The sequence below is a fragment of the Herbaspirillum lusitanum genome, from assembly GCF_026127345.1.
Classification (GTDB): domain Bacteria; phylum Pseudomonadota; class Gammaproteobacteria; order Burkholderiales; family Burkholderiaceae_D; genus Herbaspirillum; species Herbaspirillum lusitanum.
Genome location: NZ_QXFG01000008.1, coordinates 154,489 through 176,388 on the forward strand (window position 1 = coordinate 154,489; position 21,900 = coordinate 176,388).

Below are 21,900 nucleotides of genomic sequence, written 5' to 3' on the forward strand. Positions count from 1 at the left end.
GGATGCTGGAGCGTCCGACGCCGCGCGTGTTCACTTTCTTCTCGGTTCTTCCCGACGACGAAAAAGGCGCGATGCTGATCAATCTGGCAGCCTCTCTTGCCGCCGCTGACCACAACGCATTGTTGGTCGACGCTTGCATGACGCCCTCGGTGATCTTGTCGCGTTTCGGCGGTATCGCCGTGGCGACACTGCTCGACGTCGCGCGTCAGGAGCGGCATCTGGATGAAGCGGTGCGCATGGTGCCGGAAGGTTTTGCGCTGGCGCGCCTGTCGCGCAAGAATGTATCGGCTTCGACCCATCCGCAAGCCTCGCGGCTGGCGCAAATTTTCGACGGCCTGACGGAAGAATCCGACATCACGCTCATCAACGGCGAACTGAACGACGACGAGCTGCTGCCGGTGCCGGCCATGGAAATGGGCGAGATCGTGGTGCACATGTCGACCAGCCCGACCTCGATCAAGGCGGCGTACGTTTTGCTCAAGGGCCTCAGCGACAAGCTCGGCCGCCGTCCTTTCAACCTGCTCGTGAGCGGCGGCTCGGACGCGGAAGCGCAGATGGTGTACGCCAACATGGCGCAGGCCGCCAATCGTTACCTGGCGGCGCAATTGCATTTCATGGGTTCCATCCCGGCAGACGAACACATCCGTCGTGCATCGGGGCAGGGCCGCACCGTGCTGGAAGCATTTCCGCTGGCTGGCGCGACGCTTGCGTTCAAGCGCCTGGCCGATCAGTTTTCGTTATCCAACCTCACCAAGGGCACGTACGGTATGGCGACCGATGGTGCAAGTCTCGGAGTATGACGCGCCTTGCATTGCATGATCGTTCGCACTCACCATTATTGACGAGATGAGTTCTATGTATAACGTCAAAGGAAAGACGGCCAAGAACGACTTGCTCCAGCTGCATGCGGCGCTTGTGAAAAAGCTGGCGCATCAGATGAAGGCAAAGCTTCCGCCCAGCGTGGAAGTGGACGACTTGATTCAGGCAGGCATGATCGGTCTGCTTGATGCCGTCAATCGCTATGAGGAAACGCACGGCGCGCAGTTCGAAACCTATGCCGTGCAGCGTATTCGCGGCGCCATGCTGGATGAACTGCGCAGCAGCGACTGGCTGCCGCGCAGCATCCGTCAGAATACCCGCAAGATCGAAGAAGCCATCCACGTCCTGTTGCAGCAACTCGGTCGTCCGCCGCAGGAGGCCGAAGTCGCCACGCAGCTCAAACTGAGCTTGCCGGAATATCAGGACATGCTGACCGAATGCGGCGGCCATCAGCTGATCTACTACGAAGACTTCCATGACGCCGACGGCGGCCATGAGCATTTCCTCGATCGCTACCAGACCCGCGATACCGACGACCCGTTGCAGAACCTGATCAACGGTGGTTTCCGCGATGCCGTCATCGATTCGATCAAAGCCTTGCCCGAGCGTGAAAAAATCCTCATGGGCCTGTACTATGAACAGGAAATGAACTTGAAGGAAATCGGCGCCGTCATGGGCGTCTCGGAATCGCGGGTTTGCCAGCTGCACAGCCAGGCCATCGCCCGCATGCGCTCGACCTTGAGGGAGCAGGCGTGGACTGGAGTAGCGTAGGAGGATTACTGCTGGCGTTGGGCGGCATCTTGCTGGGCTTGCTGCTCGAAGGAGGCCATCTCGGTTCGATCCTGCAGCCGACCGCTTTCCTGATTGTCTTTGCCGGCACCATCGGCGCCGTGCTGCTGCAAACCAGGCTCGACAATTTCGTCCATGGCGTCAAATTGCTGTCCTGGGTATTTTCTCCACCGGTTCACAATCACCGCAAACTGATCGACAACATCACGGTCTGGAGCGGTATCTCGCGGCGCGAAGGTTTGCTGCATCTCGAAGAACACATGAACGACAGCAGCGATCCTTTCGTCAAGAAAGGTTTGCGCCTGCTGATCGATGGCATCACACCGGCCAAGCTGCTCGACATTCTCGAGGTCGACACCACCGCTTACGAGACCCGCCAACGCCAGGCCCTCAAGATATGGGAAGCGGCTGGCGGCTATTCGCCGACGATCGGCATCCTCGGCGCGGTGCTCGGCCTGATCCACGTGATGGAAAATTTATCCGACCCCGCCAAGCTGGGCGGCGGCATTGCGGTGGCTTTCGTGGCGACCATCTACGGCGTCGGCCTGGCCAATCTGTTCTTCCTGCCGGTGGCCAACAAGCTCAAGGAACTGCTTGCAGTGGAAGTGAACCGGCGCGACATGGTGGCCGACAGCTTGTTCGGCATCGCCAGCGGCGACAATCCGCGCGTCATCCAGGAGCGCGCAGAGTCGTATTTCGTCACTACATGATCTACTGAGGCATCCACTCATCATGGCGCGAAAAAAACGGGAAGAAGAGCATGAGAACCACGAGCGCTGGCTGGTTTCCTATGCCGACTTCATCACGCTGCTGTTTGCCTTTTTCGTCGTCATGTATGCCATTTCGCAGGTCAATGAAGGCAAGTACAAAATCCTCGCCGACTCGCTGATCAACGCCTTCGGCAAGGAGCCGGTGTCGACGGCTCCGATTGTCGTCCAGGCCGGCGGCCAAGGCACCCAGCAATCCGTCGCACCTAAGATTACCCTGCAGAAGCCGCGCAGCAACGAAGCGCTGCGCCGTGAAAAAGAGCGCATGACCGACATGGCGCGCGACATCCTGCAAGTGCTGGCGCCGCTGGTGCAGGAGGGCAAGGTGCGGGTCACGCAAACAAGTGTCGGCGTCAATGTCGAGATCAACGCCAATGTCCTGTTCGCACCCGGCGACGCCAAGGTCAGCAGGGAGTCGGAAGAAACCCTGATCGCCATCGCCCGCGTGCTGAAGAACGACGATCACGCGATCCAGATCGAGGGCCACACCGACAATACGCAGATCAACACCAGCGTGTTTCCTTCCAACTGGGAGTTGTCGGCGGTGCGCGCCAGCACGGTGGCACGGCTGTTCAACAACCAGGGCATCGCCGACCTGCGCCTGACGGCGGTGGGGCATGGATCGAACCAGGCAGTGGCTTCCAACGATACGCCTGAAGGACGGTTGCGCAATCGTCGCGTCGACGTGATGATCCTGTCGCGATTGGCGGAACAGGCCACCGAGGTGCCGTTTGCAGAAGAGGGCGGCAAGGTCGCTCAGCCCATTCAGCCAGTGCATCCCAAGCCGGCGCCATAAAGCAAAAAGCCCGTTCTCGCGAACGGGCTTTTCAAATTCTGGTGCGAGGAAAAATCAGCCGATGCCGAGCGGTCGGCCCGAGCTGCGCAGGCTCGATTGGCCGTCAGGACCGTAGAAGGAGCCGTTGCTTTTGCCTTGCAGGATGTTCATGGCGTTCTGGTTGATCGCCATTTGCTTGCCGATCAACAGGCCATTGAGACGATTCAGTTCGCGCGCGGATTGCGCCAGCGCAAACAGTTCTTCCCACACTTGCTTGTCTTCGGCCGAACCGTGTTGTTCGATCCATGATTGCATGCCGTTCTCGCCGGCCGTGAATCCCAACGCAGCCAGCGCCTTGTGGCGCTGATCAGCCAATGTTGCCATGTTGGCGACAATATTGGCCTTGTCATTGATGATTTCCGGAATCTTGTCAGCATCGCCATTGCCGCTGAGCAAATCCTGCTCTTGCTGCAATGCCGCCACCAGGCGCGACGCGACGTGCTTTTCGTCAGCGAGTGTATGAGATGGCAGGAGCGAATTACTTGTCATTGCGTTGTCGTTACGTTAAGTCTTGCGGGAGCCGATCAGATCTTTGACGGTGTCGAACAAGCCGTTGGCGACTTTCTCGGGATCGACCTGGAAGGTGCCGTTAGCGATGGCAGCCTTGATCTCAGCAACTTTTTTAGCGTCGAAAGTGCTGCCGGTAGCAGCGGCTTTCACGCCCAGCGATTGATATTGCGAAGACAACTGGACATTGGCTGCGGTAGATGCGTCGCTGTCTGTCTTTGCTGGTGCGGCACCGGCATTGCTGTTCGCGGAGCGCGCCTGGGGTTGCGCGATTTCCGGTAAGCCTTTGCCTGTTTTGAGGGCGTCATTAACGTTCACGGCAGTATCCTTAATGGGTTAGGGTTCTGTGACCCGCCTGTTGCCTAGATTATCGGCCATTTTTCCGCAAACTTTAATACTTTTGTCGCCCGTCAAAAGGTTTCTTGTCAGTAATTGATTTCAAGGATGCCGCCGGCCTTCGCAATCCCGCTCACGACCTGGCCGGCAGACGTTTTTGCTTGCACCATTTGCCCCTCGCTGCCGTTGGTCAAGGCACGCGCTTCGGTGGTGATCTGGAAGCCCGGACCGGTGGACACCACGCGTACCGCCTGGCCTTGCTGCACCACGCGGTTGCTGCGCAATGCATCCTGGCGTATCGGGGCGCCCAGCGCCAGCGAGATGTTGGCTGTGCGCCCGATGGCCTGGGACGAATCGGTAATGATGCCGTTGGGCAAATTCGAGAGGTCGCCCTTGACCTTGGTGATGTCGTTCGGGCCGATGATCTGGCCTTGCGCCAGCGGCGCCGCGGTGACAATGTATTCTGCAATGACCTGCACGGTGGCGCGCAGGTAGATTGTCCACGGCGACGGCGCGATGCACTTGACGCCAATGGTAGTGCGGCCCCACAGGCGACCGCCATTGGGCATGAAGGCTTGCGGCGACGTGCAGGCGGCGAGGTTCAAGCGGCTGTCGGCCGGTTCGACGGCGATATTGACGGTGCCGGACAAGCCGGTTGTCTGCACCTTCATGAACTGTTCTGCAATTTTTTGCAGCGCGCCAAGATCCTGGCGTGGCGGCGTGTTCTGTTCGGTGGTTTGCGCCAGCGCAGACAGCCCGAATGCGGGCAGCAACAGCAGCAAGGACAACAGCACTTTTGACAATAATTTCATAACAACAACTTTTCAACCCGGGTGATCGGAGGCAGGGCCATCCTGTCAGCAATAGTACCGGCGGCCGACTCTGTCAAAAGGTCGAACAAGGCATAGTTTTCTCTCTTTCTCGGGCATTAGAGTTTGAGGGGGAGCCTTATGATCCAATGGTGTGTAAATCCCATTATCGGCATGATGCGTACTTTGTGAAGGGTACGTCAGGAGGGTTAGATGGCTGCAAAACTGGATGATTATCTGCGATTCAATGAAACGGCGCTGAATTTGCGCGCCCAGCGTCAGCAATTGCTGGCGTCCAACATCGCCAACGCGGATACACCGAATTACAAGGCGCGCGACATCGACTTCGCCAAGACCCTGCAAGGGGCCATGGCGGGCAAATCGAGCACAGTGCCGCCGGTCGAGCTGGCGCGCACGTCGTCGGCCCATATTTCCGGCAAGGCGACGGGCGACGGCGGTATCGGCGGCTCGCCGCTGCTGTATCGCAAGGAGACCCAGAGCAGTGTGGACGGCAACACCGTCGACATGGATGTCGAACGCAATCAGTTCACCGACAACGCGGTGCGTTACGAAGCAGGCATCACCGCCGTCAATGCGCAGATCAAAGGTCTGCTCGCCGCCATCCAACCAGGCTGATCATCATGTCTCTTTCCAATATTTTCAACGTCGCCGGTTCTGCCATGAGCGCGCAATCGCAGCGCCTCAATACGGTTGCCAGCAACATCGCCAACGCCGACAGTGCAACCGGCCCGGACGGCAAGCCGTACAAGGCCAAGCAAGTGGTGTTCAAGGCGGTCCCGTTCGGCAACATCGAAAACAGCGGCGTGCAGGTCAGCCAGATCGTCGAAGACCAGGCGCCGCCCAAGCTGATGTACGACCCCAAGCACCCGATGGCCGACAACAACGGCTACGTCGCCATGCCGAATGTCAATCCGGTCGAGGAGATGGTCAACATGATCTCCGCATCGCGTTCGTATCAGACCAACGTCGAGACGATGAATACCGCCAAGAATATGTTGATGAAAACCCTCACCATCGGTCAATAAGGAAGATCTTAATCATGACTACTGTTTCCAACGATTTGCTGTCGTCAATGAATGGCACGTCGACATCGACCTCCAATACTTCGAGCCTGAACGACAACAGCCCGGAAGCGATCCAGAATCGCTTCCTGAAGCTGCTGACCGTGCAGATGCAGAATCAGGATCCGACCAATCCGATGGACAACTCGCAACTGACCACTCAGCTGGCGCAGCTGTCGACCGTGTCGGGCATCAGCCAATTGAACACCACGCTGGCTTCTCTCATGTCCAACCTTGGTTCGGCGCAGTCGCTGCAGGCAGCCAACATGATCGGTCACAGCGTGCTGGCTCCGGGCAACAACCTGACCCTGACTTCCGACACCACCAAGGCTGCCGACGGTACCGAGACCACCACGCAGAAGGCCGTGTTCGGCGTGCAGCTCGGCGCCAATGCCGACAGCATCAAGGTCACCATCCGTGATGCGACCACCGGCGCCGTCGTGCGCCAGATGGATCTGGGCAGCCAGGCTGCAGGCACCGTGCCGGTCATCTGGGACGGCACCAACGACGCCGGCACCAAGGCCGCCGACGGTCAGTACACCTTCACCGTCGCCGCGACCAGCGCCGGCACCGCCGTGGACGCCGCCGCGCTGTCCTTCGGCACGGTCGCCAGCGTCAGCACAGGCGCCGACGGCGTGAAACTGAATGTATCGAATATCGGCACCATCAAGCCGACCGACGTTATCCAAATCCTCTAATCCACTGACGGCTTCCAGCACAAGGAGAATCAAATGAGTTTTCAACAAGGCCTGAGTGGCTTGGCAGGGGCGTCGAAGAGTCTCGACGTGATCGGCAACAACGTTGCCAACGCCAGCACAGTGGGTTTCAAATCGGCACAGGCACAGTTCGCCGACATGTACGCCAACTCGATGAACCGTTCCGGCAACTCGCCGGTCGGCATCGGTGTCGCGGTCGCCAACGTGCAACAGGCGTTCACCCAGGGTAACGTCACCACCACCAATAATCCGCTCGACATCGCCATCAACGGCGACGGCTTCTTCCGCATGCAGGGCAGCCTGACCGACCAGTCGCCGATGTATGCCCGCAATGGCCAGTTCCAGCTGGACAAGGACGGCTACATCATCAACCCGAGCGAAAAGGGCGCGTACCTGACCGGCTGGCTCGGAACGGTGGTTGGGGGCGATCCGGTCCCGCTGAAAATCGATACATCGAATATTCCTGCTACTGCGACGACCAAGATTTCTACCAAACTGAATCTTGATTCGCGCCTGACGGCTATTGACTCAACCGTCGTGCCTTTCAGCCCGACCAATGCGGCTAGCTACAGCAGCACGACCGGCGTCACCATGTATGACAGTTTGGGCAATAGCTATAACGTTCAAACGTACTACGTGAAAAAGACAACAGCTGTAACTCCTCCCAATACAGACTGGGATGTGTATGCGACCATTGACGGCAAGCTGTATCCCACACCGGCAGCAGCAGTGGCAACACCGCTAACGACGCTGTCCTTCAATACTTCCGGCGTATTGGTCGGCGGTGCGACTGCCGGCACATTTGCTGCAGCGACATTGAATGGTCCTTTCGTCAAACCGGGCGCGACATTCCCTGCCGCCATTGCCGTCGATTACACCGGCACCACCCAAACCGGCCAGGCTTTCACGCCAGTCGCGCAAGACCAGAACGGTAAAGCGCCAGGCGTGTTGTCGAGCTTCTCGATCGGCAAGGACGGTTCCATCATTGGCAATTATTCGAACAACGACACCAAGGTCCTGGGCCAGGTGCTGCTGGTGAATTTCGCCAATCCGAACGGCCTGTCGCCGCTGGGCAATAACCTGTACACCGCCACCGCCGACGCCGGCCAGCCGCTGGTCGGCAAGCCGACCACGGGCCAGTTCGGCGTCCTGCAAGCGCGCGCCGTGGAGGACTCCAACGTCGACCTGACCACTGAACTGGTCAACATGATCGTGGCGCAACGCGTCTATCAGGCCAACTCGCAGACCATCAAGGTGCAGGATACCGTTCTGCAAACGCTGGTCAGCCTGCGCTAAGCAATTTGAACTAAGTGGGGAAGCGCGCGGCAGCGATGCCGCGCGCGCACAAAGGGGTAATTATGGATCGTGTGATTTACACCGCCATGTCCGGCGCCAAGCACACAATGGAGCAGCAGGCCACCGCCAGCAACAACCTGGCGAACGCGACAACGACCGGTTTCCGTTCTCAGCTCGACACCTTCCGCGCCGTACCGGTGGTGGGCGGCGAAGGGCTGGCAACGCGCACGTTCGTGGTCGATTCGACCGCAGGCACCAACTTCACGTTGGGCCCGATACAAGACACCGGCCGTGCGCTGGACGTCGCTGTGGCGGGAGATGGCTGGATTGCGGTGCAGACCGCAGACGGCGGCGAAGCCTATACCCGCAACGGCAGCTTCAAGATGAGTGAAAACGGCATCCTGCAAACGCAGACCGGCCTGAGCGTCATGGGCGACGGCGGTCCGATCAGTATTCCTCCTGATGTGACGATTGCGATTGCACCGGACGGCACGGTATCCTCGATCCCGACCATGGGTACGCCCAATGCGGTGAACATACTGGGCCGCATCAAGATGGTCAATCCGGATGAGAAGTCGCTCAAGCGCGGCGACGACGGCCTGTTCCGCCTGACTGCGGGCACCCAGGCTCCGCCTGATGCGAACGTCCGCCTCGTCGGCGGCGCGCTTGAAGGCAGCAACGTCAACGTGGTCGATTCCATGGTCAACATGATCAACCTCGCGCGCCAATTCGACCTGAACATGAAGGTGGTGACAACTGCCCAGAGTGATGCAGACAAAGCCAACCAAATTCTGTCGTTGTCCTGAAGCTAAACCAACTATTCAGGTACTGGAGAAAATATGATTCGTTCCCTGTGGATTGCCAAAACCGGTCTCGATGCGCAACAAACGCAACTCGACGTCATTTCGAATAACCTCGCCAACACCAGCACCAACGGTTTCAAGCGTTCGCGCGCCGTGTTCGAGGATCTGATGTATCAGACTCTTCGTCAGCCGGGTGCACAGTCGTCGCAGCAGACGCAATTGCCGTCGGGCCTGCAGATCGGTACCGGTGTGCGTCCGGTCGCGACCGAGCGTATCCATACGCAAGGCAACACCAACCAGACCAGCAACGACAAGGATGTCGCGATTCAAGGCGCGGGTTTCTTCCAGGTGCTGATGCCGGACGGCACGACGCAATATACCCGCGACGGTTCGTTCCAGTCGGATGCCCAGGGCCAGCTGGTGACGTCGAGCGGCTATGTGGTCCAGCCGCCGATCACGATGCCTGCCAACATGACCAAGCTGACCATCGGTCGCGACGGCACCGTCTCGATCACGCAAGCCGGCTCGACTGCGACCACCCAGATCGGCACGCTGCAGATCGCCACGTTCATCAACCCGGCCGGTCTTGAAAGCAAGGGTGAAAATCTCTATGCGGAAACAGCCGCCTCCGGCACGCCTGCACCGAATACCCCGGGCACCAATGGCGCCGGCGCATTGTGGCAAGGTTATGTCGAGACCTCGAACGTGAACGTGGTCGAGGAAATGGTCAACATGATCCAGACCCAGCGCGCGTACGAAATGAACAGCAAGGCAATCACGACATCCGACCAGATGCTGGCCAAGCTGTCGCAGTTGTAATCTGTTTTTGTAATGCTTTGATGAAATGGGATGAGGCAAACATGAAAAGCCTGATGAAACTTGCCGCCATCGTAGGGATGATTGCTCTTGCCGGATGCGAAACGGTGCCGGATTCGATCGTCAAGATGCCGTTGACGGCGAAGCCGCAGCCGGCTGCTTATGCTCCGGCGACCAACGGCGCGATCTTCCAGTCGGCAGCGTATCGTCCGTTGCTGGAAGACCGTCGTGCACGCCTGGTGGGCGACACCCTGACCATTGTCATCAATGAAAAAACCAGCGCCGCCAAATCGGCGGGCAGCTCCGGCAGCAAGACCGGCAGCGCCAGCGCCATCGCGCCGACGCTGTTCGGCACCTCCATCAAGGAACTGTCCGGCAGCGGCGGCAGCACCAACAAGTTTGAAGACAAGGGCGCGATCAGCTCCAGCAACAACTTCACCGGCACCATCGGCGTGACCGTCATCGAGGTGATGCCGAACGGCAATATGGTCGTCAGCGGCGAGAAGCAGGTGGCGCTGGACAAGGGCGTTGAATACGTGCGCTTCTCCGGCACCGTCAGCCCGGACAACATCGCAACCGGCAATACCGTGTCGTCGACGCTGGTGGCCGACGCCAAGGTCGAGTACCGAACCAATACACGTGTGGATATGGCGGAATTCATGTCTTCTTTGTCACGCTTCTTCTTTAGCGTGTCGCCGTTCTAGTCCCAAGGTGGTATCCATGATTTTCCGTTCGCGTTCCCTGTCTCTGTTCCGCTTCAACCGTCTGGCGACCATGCTGGTGGCTGCGGCATGCCTGCTCAGCGCCGGCGTCAGCCATGCGGAACGCCTCAAGGACCTGGCCAGCATTCAGGGCGTGCGGCAGAATCAACTGGTGGGTTACGGCCTTGCTGTCGGTCTCGACGGCAGCGGCGACCAGACTACACAGACTCCATTTACCGTGCAGAGCGTGATCAGCATGTTGCAGCAACTGGGCGTCAATCTGCCCAGCACCTCGACCAGCAACATGCAGCTCAAGAATGTCGCCGCCGTGATGGTCACGACTTCCTTGCCGGCATTCGCGCAGCCGGGACAAACGCTGGACGTCACCGTCTCCTCGATCGGTAACGCCAAGAGCATTCGCGGCGGCACGCTGCTGATGGCGCCGCTGAAAGGCGCCGACGGTCAGATCTATGCGATCGCCCAGGGCAACATCGTGGTCGGCGGCGCGGGTGCTTCTGCTGCCGGCAGCAGCGCCACCATCAATCACCTGAGCGTCGGCCGCATCTCCGCCGGCGCCACGGTCGAACGCGCGGTGCCATCGGCGCTGGGGCAGGGCGACACGGTCAACCTGGAACTCAACGACAACGATTTCTCCACCGCCAGCCGCGTGGTGGAAGCGGTCAACAAACGTTTCGGCTTCGATACGGCAATGGCCCAGGACGGCCGCGTCATCCGGATCCGGGCGCCGATCGGCAGCGGCGATCGCGTGGCTTTCCTTGGTGCGCTGGAAAACATCGACGTCATCCCGTCGCGCGTGCAAGCCAAGGTGATCCTGAATGCGCGCACCGGTTCGGTGGTGATGAATCAGGCGGTGACGCTGGATACCTGCGCGGTATCGCACGGCAATCTGTCGGTGGTGATCAACGCGGAGAACAGCATCAGCCAGCCCGGCGCCTTGTCCGGCGGCCAGACTGCCGCCAACCAGAACGCCCAGATTTCGATCAGTTCCGCGCCCGGCAAGGTCATGTATCTGAAGGGCGGGGCCTCGCTGGCCGAAGTGGTCAAGGCGCTCAATGCCATCGGCGCGACGCCGCAGGATCTGCTGGCGATTCTGCAAGCCATGAAGGCTGCCGGCTCCTTGCGCGCCGAGTTGGAAATCATTTAACCGGGGCAGTACATGATCAACAACATCAAACCGGGTAATCCGACCGAAAGCCTGGCGGCCGATGCCAATAGCCTCAACAGCCTGCGTTCCGCCGCGGCCACGCAATCGCCGGAATCGCTCAAGGGCGCGGCCAAGCAGTTTGAAGCCCTGTTCCTGAACATGATGTTGAAGAGCATGCGCGACGCCACGCCGCAGGACGGCATGTTCGACAGTCCGCAGACCAAGATGTTTACCAGCATGCTCGATCAGCAGCTCAGCCAGAACATGGCGCAGCGCGGCGTCGGCCTGGCCGACATGCTGGTGCGTCAATTGTCCAGCAGCCTGAATAAACCATTGCCAACCGACGAAGACGGCGCATCCGCCTTGCCGCTCGACATTCCGCTGGCCAACACGCTGAGCGATCTCGACAAGTCGCGTCTGGTGCAAGGCCTCGCCAATGCGGCCACTTATGACAGCACGTCTTCCCAAGGGGGTGGCAAGCGCAAGGGCGGCCAGCAGCGTCCGGCACACGTCGAAGCCTTCCAGAACCGTTTGCAAGCCGACGCCGAGGCGGCCAGCCGCGTCACCGGCATCCCCGCCAAGTTCATGCTGGCGCAAGCTGCGCTCGAAACCGGCTGGGGCAAGAAAGAAATCCGCGCCCGCGACGGCAGCTCCGCGCACAACCTGTTCGGCATCAAGGCGACGGGCAATTGGACCGGCAAGACAGTCGACGCCACCACGATCGAATACGTCAACGGCGTGGCGCAGCGCAAGGTGGAGAAATTCCGCGCTTACGATTCTTATTCCGAAGCCTTCCAGGACTACGCCAAGCTGCTGCGCAGCAACCCGCGCTACGAAAAAGTATTGGCCAATGCGCAAGACGCCCACGGTTTTGCCTACGGTTTGCAACGCGCCGGCTATGCAACCGACCCGCATTATGCGGAAAAGCTATCACGCATCATCCGCCAGTCGCTGTCGGCCTGATATGTGGGCGGGCATCAGCCCGGACGGGGGCTTTTCCATACGCTGCGGGAACGCCAAGCGCTTCCCGCACTCTCAAAAAATCATTGGTAACGCGTCCTAAAGTTTCCCTGCAGGATGCCGTTCACTAGGTTATTCCGTTAAAGAACAGACAGATAGCATGGCAACCAATATCTTCAGTATCGGGCAAAGTGCACTGGCCGCAGCTCAGGCGGCCCAGGCGACGACCAGCCATAATATTTCCAATGCGACAACCCCGGGCTACAACCGCCAGGTGGTCGTACAAAGCACGGCCGGCGGCATCAACTACGGTTACGGTTTTGTCGGACAGGGTACGCAGGTTGCCGAAATCAAGCGCGTCTACAACGATTTCCTCAACAAGCAGGTGATGGCGTCACAGACGACGGCGAGCTCGTTGGACTCCTACCTGTCGCAGATCAGCCAACTGAACAATCTTGTCGCCGATACGTCGGCAGGCCTCTCGCCTGCGTTGCAGGACTTTTTCAAGTCCATGCAAAACCTGGCGTCGACGCCAAATAACGACGCCGCCCGTCAGGCCGTGCTGTCCGGCGGTTCGACGCTCGCTGCCCGTTTCCAGAGTCTGAACGACCAAATGGCGCAGAGTCGCACCAGCGTCAACGCCCAGATCACGTCGAGCATCGGCTCCATCAATTCGTTGGCAACGCAGATCCAGGAACTGAACCAGGCGATCATCAAGGCGCAGGGCAGCGGCGGCGGTGCAACACCGAACGATTTGCTCGACCAACGCGATCAGGCGATTGCAGATCTGAACAAGATCGTCAAGGTCACTACCTTGCCGCAAAACAATGGTTCGATGAGTGTGTTCATCGGCAACGGCCAGCCGCTGGTGCTGGGTGATCAGGTAGCGCAACTGGTGGCGACGCCGGCGGACGACGATCCGACGCGCCTTCAAGTGTCGATCAAGACCAGCAGCAACGCCACCATCCTGTTGCCCGACGGCGCCTTCACCGGCGGCAGCCTGGGCGGGATCCTGCAATATCGCACGGAGACACTGGACACTGCACAGAACACTCTGGGTCGTGTGGCGATTGTGCTGGCCAGCGCATTCAATGCACAGCATAAGCTGGGGCAGGATCAGAACGGCGCGTTGGGCACCAACTTCTTCAATGTGCCGGTGCCGTCAGTTGTGGCCAACATCAAGAATCACGTTGCACTACCGGTGGCAACTGCGACGGCAACAATCAGCAACCCCTCAGCATTGACGACCAGCGATTACCGTCTTGATTACGACGGCTTCAATTATTCGGTCACGCGTTTGTCGGACAACACCAAGACCACTTCAGCGACAATGCCGGTCACGATCGACGGTGTGGATTTCGGTTCCGCCGGTATGGTGGCCAAAGACAGTTTCCTGATCAAGCCGACCATCAACGGCGCCAACGGCATCAGCGTGGCGATCACCAATACGCAGAAGATCGCCGCAGGAACGCCGATCGTGACGTCAAGTAACGCGGTCACGAACATGGGGCTGGTCACGAGCGGCAACACCGGCACCGGCGTGGTGACTTCGGCGACGGTGAACAAAGCTGCATTTGCACCGAACTCGACACAGACCTACACGTATAGCAGCGGTACGAATACGCTTGCGTTGACGCCGCCCCCAGTTGGAAACGTCATGGTCACTACGACAGCCGGGGTAACGACTCCTTACACTCCGGGCACAGCAATCCCTTATTCTGCAGGTGCCACCATCACCGCCGACGGCGTCAGTTTCGTACTGAGCGGAACGCCTGCCAATAATGATAAGTTCGTGTTTTCGCCCACACCGGCGAATACGGGTACCGCCACGATTTCATCGGGCACCATCAATTCGAGTTTTACCGCGACGACGTTGCCGGCAGGCTCCAAATTAAGTTTCACCTTTGATAGTACGACCGGGACGCTGGCGACATCGCCTGCGCTTGGGACGGCGCCAATGGGAACTGTCACAGTCAAGGATGCCGGCGGCAATCCAGTCCTGGTGACGCCGCCGAATCTGCCTTTCGGCCCTGGTTACAGCTACACCACGTCGACCGGCATGAGCTTCAGCATTACCGGCCAGCCTGCCAACGGCGACCAGTTTTACGTGTCGCCAAACACCGGCGGTGTGACCGACAATCGCAACGCGCTGGCCTTGAACGCGCTGCAAACCGCGAACACGATCGGCAATACCTCGTTCCAGGGATCGTATTCGCAACTGGTCAGCCTGATCGGCAACAAGACCAATGAGATCACTGTCACCAACAAGGCTGAAAACGCGCGCTTGACCGCGATTCAGCAAGAGCAGCAATCCGAATCCGGCGTCAACCAGGATGAGGAGTTGGCCAACATGATCAAGAATCAAACAGCCTATCAGGCTGCGGCAAAAATCATTCAGGCTGCCAGCGACATGCTGAATGTCTTGTTCACGCTCGGCGGCTAGTTTTAAGGAAGATCAAAATGCGTATCAGCACAAGCATGCTCTATCAACTGAGCAACAATGAATTGACCAGCATGCAGGGTTCGATCCTGAAGCTGAACCAGCAAGTGACCCAGCAGCAAACCGTGTTGCTGCCGTCCGACGACGCCGTAGCGGCCGCCCGTGCGCTGGACCTGTCGCAAACGCAGGCGCTCAATGACCAGTACAAGACCAATCGCAACAATGCCGACAGCTCGCTGTCGCAGGTGAATGCGGCCCTGACCAGCGTCACGGCCATGCTGACCAAGATCAAGTCGAACATCACCCAGGCCGGCAATGCAGCGTATTCCAATAACGAACGCGCCAACATGGCGACTGAGCTCAAGGGCAACCTGAAAGAAATGCTGGGCTTCGCCAACGCCACCGATGCGCTGGGCAACTACCTGTTCTCGGGGTTCAAGGCCACCACCCAGCCGTTCGATTACGACAGCATGGGCAATATCGTCTACAACGGCGATCAAGGCCAGCAAACGTTGCAAGTGGATTCGACCCGCAACATGGAGATTAGCGTTTCCGGCCAGGCGGTGTTCCAGGGAGCGGGCCAGGATACCTTCAAGAACATGCAGGACCTGATCACGCTATTGCAGGTGCCGGTGACCGAGGCGGCCAACAATGCCGATACCCAGGCGGCCAACACGTTTCAATATCCTGTTGGCTCGTTGCCGGCACAATATCCCATTCAAGCCTACAAGACGGCGCAGGCAGCTTTGGATGCCGCTGCTCCAACCGATCCGAATTACAGCACATTGCTGACACAGGCGGCCAATGCAAAGCTGTTGTCGGACAAGGCAGAGGCCGCGCGCACCCCGATCCCCGGCAGCCAGGCGGCATTGACCCGTGGCCTGAACAAGCTCGGCGGCGCGATCGACCTGCAGATGAACAGCGTCGGCGCGGCTACGGCCTCGGTGGGCGCGCGCCAGTCCGAGATCGACAATCTGAACGCAGCAGGCGATGTGCTCAAGGTGCAATACGAGCAAAGCGTCAACGACTTGCTGGGCCGCAATCCATCTGATCTCTCGGCAAATATCAGTGCGCTGTCGCTGCAGCAGACTTACCTGCAGGCCGCGCAAAAATCCTTCGTCACCACCAGCAGCCTGACGCTGCTGAACTACCTGAAGTAATCCTTCCCGGTCGGGCGAGCTGAGGTTCGCCCGACGTCCTGATTTTCCTCGCAGCAGTCACTCCGTTTGTTCTCATTTACCGTTGATGCGGGATGTCCGCCTCTGCGCATGTGGGTGCCTGATCGCGTCGTAAAACGGCGGCCTGGATGCATGGGCTAGCGTTTGGGTATCGGCGGGATGGTCGCCATGCCGCCGAGCATGCGCACGGTTTCGATGGTGTCGTTGAGGAAGTGCTGCAACGGCGTCAGCATGTAGGGCAGGCAAATCGCGATCAGCAGGAAACCGGCGACCATGGTGATAGGAAAACCGATGCCGAACAGGTTCAGCGCCGGCGCCGCGCGCGTGAGGATGCCCAGCGCCATGTTGGTGATCAGCAAGGCGACAAGCATGGGCAGCGACAATTGCAGGCCCATGCTGAAGATACGAGCGCCGGAGAGGGCAATGTAATGGAAACCTTCGGCCGTCACGGGTGTTGCGGTGATCGGCAAGGTGTTGAAACTATCCGCCATGACCGCTACCAGGAGCAGGTGGCCATTGATGCTAAGGAAGACCAGCGTAGCCAGCAAGGAAAACAACTGACTGATGGCGGACGTGCGTCCTTGCGATTGTGGATCGAAGAAGACGGCGAAGCCGAGGCCCATGGTGTTGCTGGTCATTTCACCCGCCATCTCTACGGCCGAGAAAACCAGGCGAACTGAAAATCCCATGGCGGCGCCGATGATGAATTGCTGGACCAGGATCAACAGTCCTGTCATCGACATCGGGTCCAGCGCCGGTGGCACCGGCACGTTGGGCGCGATGACCAGCGAGGTCATGACGCCGAGCAGCAACTTCACCAGCATGGGCACGCTGGCGCTGCCGAATGGGGGCGCAACCGCCAGCAAGCCGAGGATGCGCGTCAGCGGCCAGATGAAAGCGGCGATCCAGATGTAGAGCTGAGCGCTGGTGACGTTGATCATGATGTTGCGATTGCCGGTGGAGGTGGCAATCCTTGCATGCCTTACTGAACCATGGCCGGAATGCCGGTAAACATCAGGCGCATGTAATCGAGCATCACGCTCAGCATCCACGGACCGGCGATGATGAGCGCGAGGAAGACCCCCACCAGTTTCGGAATGAAGGTCAGCGTGGCTTCATTGATTTGCGTCGCGGCTTGGAAAATACTGACGATCAGGCCGATCACCAGCGCGGTGAACAGCATCGGCGCGGCGATCATCAGAGTGACTTCCATGGCCTGGCGGCCGAGGGTCATTACGCTTTCTGGTGTCATGGCGGGGCCTTAGTAAAAACTTTCTGCCAGCGAGCCGATCAGCAACTGCCAACCGTCAACCAGCACGAACAGCATCAGCTTGAACGGCAGTGACACGATCGCCGGCGACATCATCATCATGCCCATCGACATCAGGATACTGGCGACCACCATGTCGATGATCAGGAAGGGGATGAAGATGGCGAAGCTGATCTGGAATGCGGTCTTCAGTTCGCTGGTGATGAAGGCCGGGATCAGCAAGCGCAGCGGCACGTCTTCCGGGCCTTGCAGGTCGGGGCTGTGCGACAGCTTGACGTACAGGGCGAGGTCGGACTGGCGTGTTTGCTTGAGCATGAATTCCTTCAGCGGCGCGGCGCCTTTTTCCATCGCGTCGATCATGGAAATCTTGTTGTCCGCGAATGGCTGGTAGGCGTCGACGTAGATCTTGTCGAACACGGGGCCCATCACGAACAGGGTCAGGAACAGCGACAGGCCCACCAGCACCTGCGTCGGCGGCGTCGATTGCGTGCCGAGCGCCTGGCGCAACAGCGACAGCACGATGACGATGCGCGTGAAGCAGGTCATCATCAGCAGCGCGGCCGGGATGAATGACAGCGACGTGAGCAACAGCATCGTCTGGATGCTGAGGTTGTAGGTCTGTCCGCCGCCCGGCGCCGGTGTGCTGGTGAATGCCGGCAAGCCCTGTTGGGCCGCTGCCGCGAGCGGCAGGCAGAGCAGGAAAACCGGCAGCAGGCGCAGCCAGCGGGACGAACCGAAGGAGCCGGATGAGCGGAATGAGTGGAACAAGCGCGCCCGGGAAGTTCTAACTGCTGCCATTACGTTTGTCGATCGTGTTTTTCAGCCAGGACGAAAAATTGGCGGAGGCGGCCGAGGCCGGCGCTGCAACATGTTCCTGGCGTGGCATGGTTGCCAGTGTATTGACGCGTCCCGGCGCAACGCCGATGACGATCCATTGGTCCGCGACTTCGATGACCATCACACGCTCGCGCGTGCCGACGCTGACGCCGCCGATGATCTTGGCGACTGCGTTGCCCTGCGCACGCTGGACCAGGCCGGTGCGTTTGAACAGCCACGCGATACCGGCCATGATCGCCAGCACGGCCGTCAGCCCCAGCAGCATGGTGAACACGCTGCCGGTGGCGGAGGGTAATGCCGGGGCTGTTTGCTGTTCCGCTGCATGCGCCGCGCCGGCGGCAAGCGCTACCGGCACAACGGCGAAGCTGCAGCGGATGCAGGTCAGAAAATTGCGGAGACGGCGCGGACGGTTCATCTATTGAGTTTGCGGATGCGCTCTGCGGGAGTGATGATGTCGGTCAGACGGATACCGAACTTGTCATTGACCACCACCACTTCGCCTTGTGCAATCAGGCAACCGTTGACCAGCACGTCCATCGGTTCACCGGCCATGCCGTCGAGTTCCACCACGGAACCTTGCGCCAGTTGCAGCAGGTTCTTGATGGCGATCTTGGTGCGGCCCAGTTCCACCGTCAGCTGGACGGGGATGTCGAGGATGAAGTCGATGTCGTTGGGCGTGTTGGTCTGTATATCCGATGCGCTGAGATCCTTGAAGATGGTCGCTTCGGCCGGTTTGGTCGTCAGGCCTTCTTCTTCAGGAATGTGCTTCTTCTGCGACTCTTCCGCTTCTGTTTGTTCGGCCAACGCGGCGCCCCACGGATCGTCTTCCGCCGCTGTTTGGTCAACGTTATCTTCAGCCATTCTGCTCTCCTTGAATACTTTCTGGTGTTTCGCTTTGCGTGATGGATAGCAGTTTTTCTACGCGCAACGCGTATTGACCATTCAATTTGCCATAGCTGCACTCCATCACAGGAACGCCATCGACTTGTGCAGTGACCGGATTGGCCGTCTGCAACTGGATGACGTCGCCGACTTGCATGTTCAGCAAATCGGTAAACGTGACGCGGGCGGTGCCGAAGTTGGCGATCAGCTCAACTTCAGCGGTCTGGATCTGCTGCTTCATCAGGCGGATCCAGCGTTTATCAACTTCAAGTGCTTCACCTTGCATGCTGCTGGTGAGCTTGTCCCGGACCGGTTCGATCATCGAATACGGCGTGCAGATGTGAATCTCGCCGCTGACCGGTCCTAGTTCGATCGTGAACGAGGTCGACACCACGACTTCATTGGGTGTGGCGATGTTGGCGAACTGGGTATTCAGTTCCGAGCGGATGTACTCGAATTCGATCGGGTAGATCGGCTCCCACGATTTGGAATAGTTTTCAAACACGATGTCCAGCACGCGCATGATGATGCGTTGCTCGGTCGGCGTGAATTCACGGCCTTCGATCCGGGTATGGAAACGTCCGTCGCCGCCGAACATGTTGTCCACCAGCAGGAACACGAACTGCGGGTCGAAGACCACCAGGCCGATGCCGCGGAACGGTTTGATGTGGACCAGATTCAGGTTGGTCGGCACTACCAGGTTACGGATGAATTCGCTGTACTTCGAGACTTTCACCGGGCCGACCGAAATCTCGGCGGTGCGGTGCAGGAAGTTGAACAAACCGATGCGGAACAGGCGGGCGAAACGTTCGTTGATGATTTCAAGCGTCGGCATCCGGCCGCGAACGATACGCTCTTGCGTTGCAAGATTGTAGTTGCGTACCGTCCCGGGGGTTTCTTCGACGCTTTTTTCTTCGTCCTGATCCCCCGTCACTCCCCTTAGGAGTGCATCGACTTCTTCCTGCGATAGAAAGTGTTCTGCCATGATGCTACTGCTGTTGAATGACGAAAGAGGTGTAGAACACGTCGGTGATCGAGGGACCCTTGCCGCCGCCGGCAAACGGCTCGCCCAACTGATCGATGATCTCGTCGGTGAGGTTGCGCTTGCCCTCGCTGGTCAGCAATTCGGAAGCCTTCTTGCTCGACAGGACCATCAGCAGGCGGCTGCGCACTTGCGGCATGAAGACCTTGATGCTTTCGGCGGTTTCCGCGTTCGGCACTTGCAGCGTCAATGCGACTTGCAGGAACTGATCGCCGGTCTCTTGCTGCAGGTTCACCACGAACGGTTCGATGACAACGAATACGGGCACCTTCGAGGTGGCCTTTTCTTCGACATGTTCCGCATCGGCTTTTTTGGATTTGCCGCCCATCAGCATGAAGGCTGCGCCGCCGCCGATTGCCAGCACCAGCACCGCACCGATGATGATGAAGAGCATTTTCTTCGATTTCGCCGGTGCCGCCTCTGCAGCATCCGCCCCCTTGGCTGCCGGTTTTGCTGCTGCTTTTGTTGCCATCTAATTTTCCCTTTCGCGCGTGTTCGTTGAGCACATCACAATACTATCGGCAAAAAAACGCCGATATTGATACTGCCGGCTGAACACCTGTTTTTATTGAATGCTGTTCGACTTATGCAAATGTGTCCACAAGGCCTTGTCCGCCGCGAGCGACTGGACGGGGCACGACTGCCACATTGACGTCTGTTTCGTTGTCGCGGCCGCCGAAGTTCGACGCGTTGCCGCTGGTGCTGCGCGCCTGTTGTTGCTGGTTCGCGCCTTGCTGTTGATTCGGGTTGCCGGTGTTGACGGTGGCCTGGCCCAGTTGGATGCCGGCCTGGTCCATCATTTCGCGCAGCTTCGGCATGGCGGCTTCGAGCGCCTGCTTGACCTCGGGCTGGGCGGTGATGAAGGTCGCATCGGCTTGCTGGTTGTTGACGTGCAGGACCACTTGCAACGGGCCCAGATCCGGCGGATTCAGTGTCAGCGACGCGCTTTGCAGACCGCCGTTGACCATCCACAACACCTTCTGGCCGACAGCCTGATCCCAACCCTGGCTGCCGACGGCCGGCGTCAGGCGTTGCACTGCCTGGCCGCTCATGGCGGCTTGCTGGCTCAGCGACATCGCTTGCTGCAGGGCAGGGACCACGGTCGCAGCGGTTGGCTGCACTGGTGTTTCGATCGATTTGAGGTTGACCTCCGGCGCTACCTTGGCGTTGCGGGCCGCAACGGCGGAGTCCTGCAAATCGGCCTGGAAGGATTTTGCCGAAACCGGCGATTCCGCCTGGTTCTTTTCGGTGGTGGCGCGTGTCGGCAGCGCCGACTTGCCGTCTGCTGCGTCTTTTTCGCTGTCTTGCAATGCGGCGAGGTCGAGCAGGTTGTTTTTACCCTTGCTCTTGTCTTCACTCTGGGTATCCGCCAGCGCGAGGTCGGTCTTCGCCTCAGCGCCGATCTGGCCGATCGGCTTCTTGCCTTTCTGGCTGGCCAGGGCATCGATGTCCTGGTCAGTGGCTTTCCTGGAAGGCGGCTGGACGATCATCTGGCCCATGTTGGTGACCAGCGCCAGCATCTGCTGCGTGGAAGCGGCGTCAGTAGCGGCGCTGGCATCGTCCGCAGCCTGATCGTCAGTCTTCTTGTCGTCGGATGAGGCCGTCTTGTCCGCATCTGATTTTGGCGCGGTCGAGGCGGTCGGGGCAGGCGCCGCTTTGGCCGGTTCCGGCGATTTATCCTTGGCGGCTTCGCTCGGCTTGCTTTGATTTTCGGCGTTGCGGTTGCTGACTTCCTTGTTCAACACCTGGTTGAACGGAACGTCGGCCGTGAAAGAGTCGGCTTGCGTGGCGGGACGTGCAGAATTCTGCAGGTTCGCGACGTTCAAGATCGGCAATTGTGTTTTCATCGT

General features: G+C 59.3%; 26 protein-coding genes. 15 read left to right on the plus strand and 11 right to left on the minus strand.

The features are described 5' to 3' along the window. Nucleotides 1–2: 2 nt before the first annotated feature. From DXT88_RS09135 to motD, 4 genes are read left to right on the plus strand one after another with little or no spacing between them, the layout of a single operon-like run. Nucleotides 3–800, plus strand: coding sequence for a MinD/ParA family ATP-binding protein (locus DXT88_RS09135; RefSeq protein ID WP_016833976.1), 798 nt, complete (start codon nt 3–5; stop codon nt 798–800). A 55-nt stretch (nt 801–855) separates the two neighbouring features. Then, nucleotides 856–1,590, plus strand: a complete 735-nt coding sequence (locus tag DXT88_RS09140) for an RNA polymerase sigma factor FliA (protein ID WP_016833975.1) — start codon at nt 856–858, stop codon at nt 1,588–1,590. Further along, nucleotides 1,572–2,318 carry a flagellar motor protein gene (locus DXT88_RS09145; RefSeq protein WP_029363378.1) on the plus strand — a complete coding sequence of 249 codons (747 nt, stop codon included), beginning with the start codon at nt 1,572–1,574 and terminating at the stop codon, nt 2,316–2,318. Before DXT88_RS09140 ends, DXT88_RS09145 begins: the two co-directional genes overlap by 19 nt. 22 nt (nt 2,319–2,340) lie before the next feature. Continuing rightward, nucleotides 2,341–3,171: a flagellar motor protein MotD gene (motD, locus tag DXT88_RS09150; protein WP_016833973.1), complete on the plus strand. Its 831-nt coding sequence runs from the start codon at nt 2,341–2,343 to the stop codon at nt 3,169–3,171. 54 nt (nt 3,172–3,225) lie between these two features. Here the strand turns inward: motD and DXT88_RS09155 are convergent, their stop codons facing one another. The 3 genes from DXT88_RS09155 to flgA form a co-directional block, all read right to left on the minus strand. Beyond that, the gene (locus tag DXT88_RS09155; protein WP_265212868.1) at nt 3,226–3,699 is read right to left on the minus strand and encodes a flagella synthesis protein FlgN; all 474 of its coding nucleotides are present in this window, start codon (nt 3,697–3,699) and stop codon (nt 3,226–3,228) included. A gap of 15 nt (nt 3,700–3,714) precedes the next feature. After that, nucleotides 3,715–4,035: a flagellar biosynthesis anti-sigma factor FlgM gene (flgM, locus tag DXT88_RS09160; RefSeq protein WP_016833971.1), complete on the minus strand. Its 321-nt coding sequence runs from the start codon at nt 4,033–4,035 to the stop codon at nt 3,715–3,717. 107 nt (nt 4,036–4,142) lie between these two features. After that, nucleotides 4,143–4,865, minus strand: coding sequence for a flagellar basal body P-ring formation chaperone FlgA (gene flgA, locus DXT88_RS09165; protein ID WP_265212872.1), 723 nt, complete (start codon nt 4,863–4,865; stop codon nt 4,143–4,145). A gap of 210 nt (nt 4,866–5,075) precedes the next feature. Here flgA and flgB point away from each other — a divergent pair, with 210 nt between their 5' ends. From flgB to flgL, 11 genes are all read left to right on the plus strand, one after another. Further along, nucleotides 5,076–5,498 (plus strand): flagellar basal body rod protein FlgB, encoded by a 423-nt coding sequence (gene flgB / locus DXT88_RS09170; protein WP_016833969.1) that lies wholly within the window; start codon nt 5,076–5,078, stop codon nt 5,496–5,498. Between the two features lie 5 nt (nt 5,499–5,503). Then, nucleotides 5,504–5,908: a flagellar basal body rod protein FlgC gene (gene flgC / locus DXT88_RS09175; RefSeq protein ID WP_016833968.1), complete on the plus strand. Its 405-nt coding sequence runs from the start codon at nt 5,504–5,506 to the stop codon at nt 5,906–5,908. Nucleotides 5,909–5,922: 14 nt separating this feature from the next. Further along, nucleotides 5,923–6,642: a flagellar hook assembly protein FlgD gene (locus tag DXT88_RS09180; protein ID WP_029363376.1), complete on the plus strand. Its 720-nt coding sequence runs from the start codon at nt 5,923–5,925 to the stop codon at nt 6,640–6,642. A 33-nt stretch (nt 6,643–6,675) separates the two neighbouring features. After that, nucleotides 6,676–7,956: a flagellar hook protein FlgE gene (flgE, locus tag DXT88_RS09185; RefSeq protein WP_265212875.1), complete on the plus strand. Its 1,281-nt coding sequence runs from the start codon at nt 6,676–6,678 to the stop codon at nt 7,954–7,956. 62 nt (nt 7,957–8,018) lie between these two features. Beyond that, nucleotides 8,019–8,762 (plus strand): flagellar basal-body rod protein FlgF, encoded by a 744-nt coding sequence (gene flgF / locus DXT88_RS09190; protein WP_265212877.1) that lies wholly within the window; start codon nt 8,019–8,021, stop codon nt 8,760–8,762. A gap of 33 nt (nt 8,763–8,795) precedes the next feature. After that, a complete protein-coding gene (flgG, locus tag DXT88_RS09195) occupies nt 8,796–9,578 on the plus strand; it encodes a flagellar basal-body rod protein FlgG (protein WP_016833964.1) in 783 nt (260 codons plus the stop codon). A gap of 41 nt (nt 9,579–9,619) precedes the next feature. After that, on the plus strand, nt 9,620–10,279 hold the full coding sequence (locus tag DXT88_RS09200) for a flagellar basal body L-ring protein FlgH (RefSeq protein WP_029363375.1): 660 nt from the start codon (nt 9,620–9,622) through the stop codon (nt 10,277–10,279). Nucleotides 10,280–10,295: 16 nt separating this feature from the next. Further along, entirely contained in the window at nt 10,296–11,441 is a 1,146-nt protein-coding gene (locus tag DXT88_RS09205; RefSeq protein ID WP_407649297.1) for a flagellar basal body P-ring protein FlgI, read from the plus strand. 12 nt (nt 11,442–11,453) lie between these two features. After that, nucleotides 11,454–12,404 (plus strand): flagellar assembly peptidoglycan hydrolase FlgJ, encoded by a 951-nt coding sequence (flgJ, locus tag DXT88_RS09210; protein WP_265212882.1) that lies wholly within the window; start codon nt 11,454–11,456, stop codon nt 12,402–12,404. A 157-nt stretch (nt 12,405–12,561) separates the two neighbouring features. After that, nucleotides 12,562–14,844, plus strand: a complete 2,283-nt coding sequence (flgK, locus tag DXT88_RS09215; protein WP_265212884.1) for a flagellar hook-associated protein FlgK — start codon at nt 12,562–12,564, stop codon at nt 14,842–14,844. A gap of 17 nt (nt 14,845–14,861) precedes the next feature. Continuing rightward, complete coding sequence (gene flgL / locus DXT88_RS09220; RefSeq protein ID WP_265212886.1) at nt 14,862–16,001, plus strand: flagellar hook-associated protein FlgL; 1,140 nt, start codon at nt 14,862–14,864, stop codon at nt 15,999–16,001. Nucleotides 16,002–16,156: 155 nt separating this feature from the next. Here flgL and fliR read toward each other — a convergent pair whose 3' ends face one another. The 8 genes from fliR to DXT88_RS09260 form a co-directional block, all read right to left on the minus strand. Then, complete coding sequence (fliR, locus tag DXT88_RS09225) at nt 16,157–16,960, minus strand: flagellar biosynthetic protein FliR (RefSeq protein ID WP_016833958.1); 804 nt, start codon at nt 16,958–16,960, stop codon at nt 16,157–16,159. Nucleotides 16,961–17,001: 41 nt separating this feature from the next. Further along, nucleotides 17,002–17,271, minus strand: coding sequence for a flagellar biosynthesis protein FliQ (gene fliQ / locus DXT88_RS09230; RefSeq protein WP_029363372.1), 270 nt, complete (start codon nt 17,269–17,271; stop codon nt 17,002–17,004). 9 nt (nt 17,272–17,280) lie between these two features. Further along, nucleotides 17,281–18,087: a flagellar type III secretion system pore protein FliP gene (gene fliP / locus DXT88_RS09235; RefSeq protein ID WP_265212890.1), complete on the minus strand. Its 807-nt coding sequence runs from the start codon at nt 18,085–18,087 to the stop codon at nt 17,281–17,283. Further along, nucleotides 18,074–18,541 (minus strand): flagellar biosynthetic protein FliO, encoded by a 468-nt coding sequence (gene fliO, locus DXT88_RS09240; RefSeq protein ID WP_265212892.1) that lies wholly within the window; start codon nt 18,539–18,541, stop codon nt 18,074–18,076. The genes fliP and fliO overlap by 14 nt, the downstream gene beginning before the upstream one ends. Next, nucleotides 18,538–18,987, minus strand: coding sequence for a flagellar motor switch protein FliN (gene fliN, locus DXT88_RS09245; protein WP_016833952.1), 450 nt, complete (start codon nt 18,985–18,987; stop codon nt 18,538–18,540). Before fliN ends, fliO begins: the two co-directional genes overlap by 4 nt. Continuing rightward, entirely contained in the window at nt 18,980–19,993 is a 1,014-nt protein-coding gene (fliM, locus tag DXT88_RS09250; RefSeq protein ID WP_029363370.1) for a flagellar motor switch protein FliM, read from the minus strand. Before fliM ends, fliN begins: the two co-directional genes overlap by 8 nt. Before the next feature lie 4 nt (nt 19,994–19,997). Beyond that, nucleotides 19,998–20,522 carry a flagellar basal body-associated protein FliL gene (gene fliL / locus DXT88_RS09255; protein ID WP_029363369.1) on the minus strand — a complete coding sequence of 175 codons (525 nt, stop codon included), beginning with the start codon at nt 20,520–20,522 and terminating at the stop codon, nt 19,998–20,000. Between the two features lie 112 nt (nt 20,523–20,634). Then, nucleotides 20,635–21,897 carry a flagellar hook-length control protein FliK gene (locus tag DXT88_RS09260; RefSeq protein WP_265212895.1) on the minus strand — a complete coding sequence of 421 codons (1,263 nt, stop codon included), beginning with the start codon at nt 21,895–21,897 and terminating at the stop codon, nt 20,635–20,637. Nucleotides 21,898–21,900: the final 3 nt, after the last annotated feature.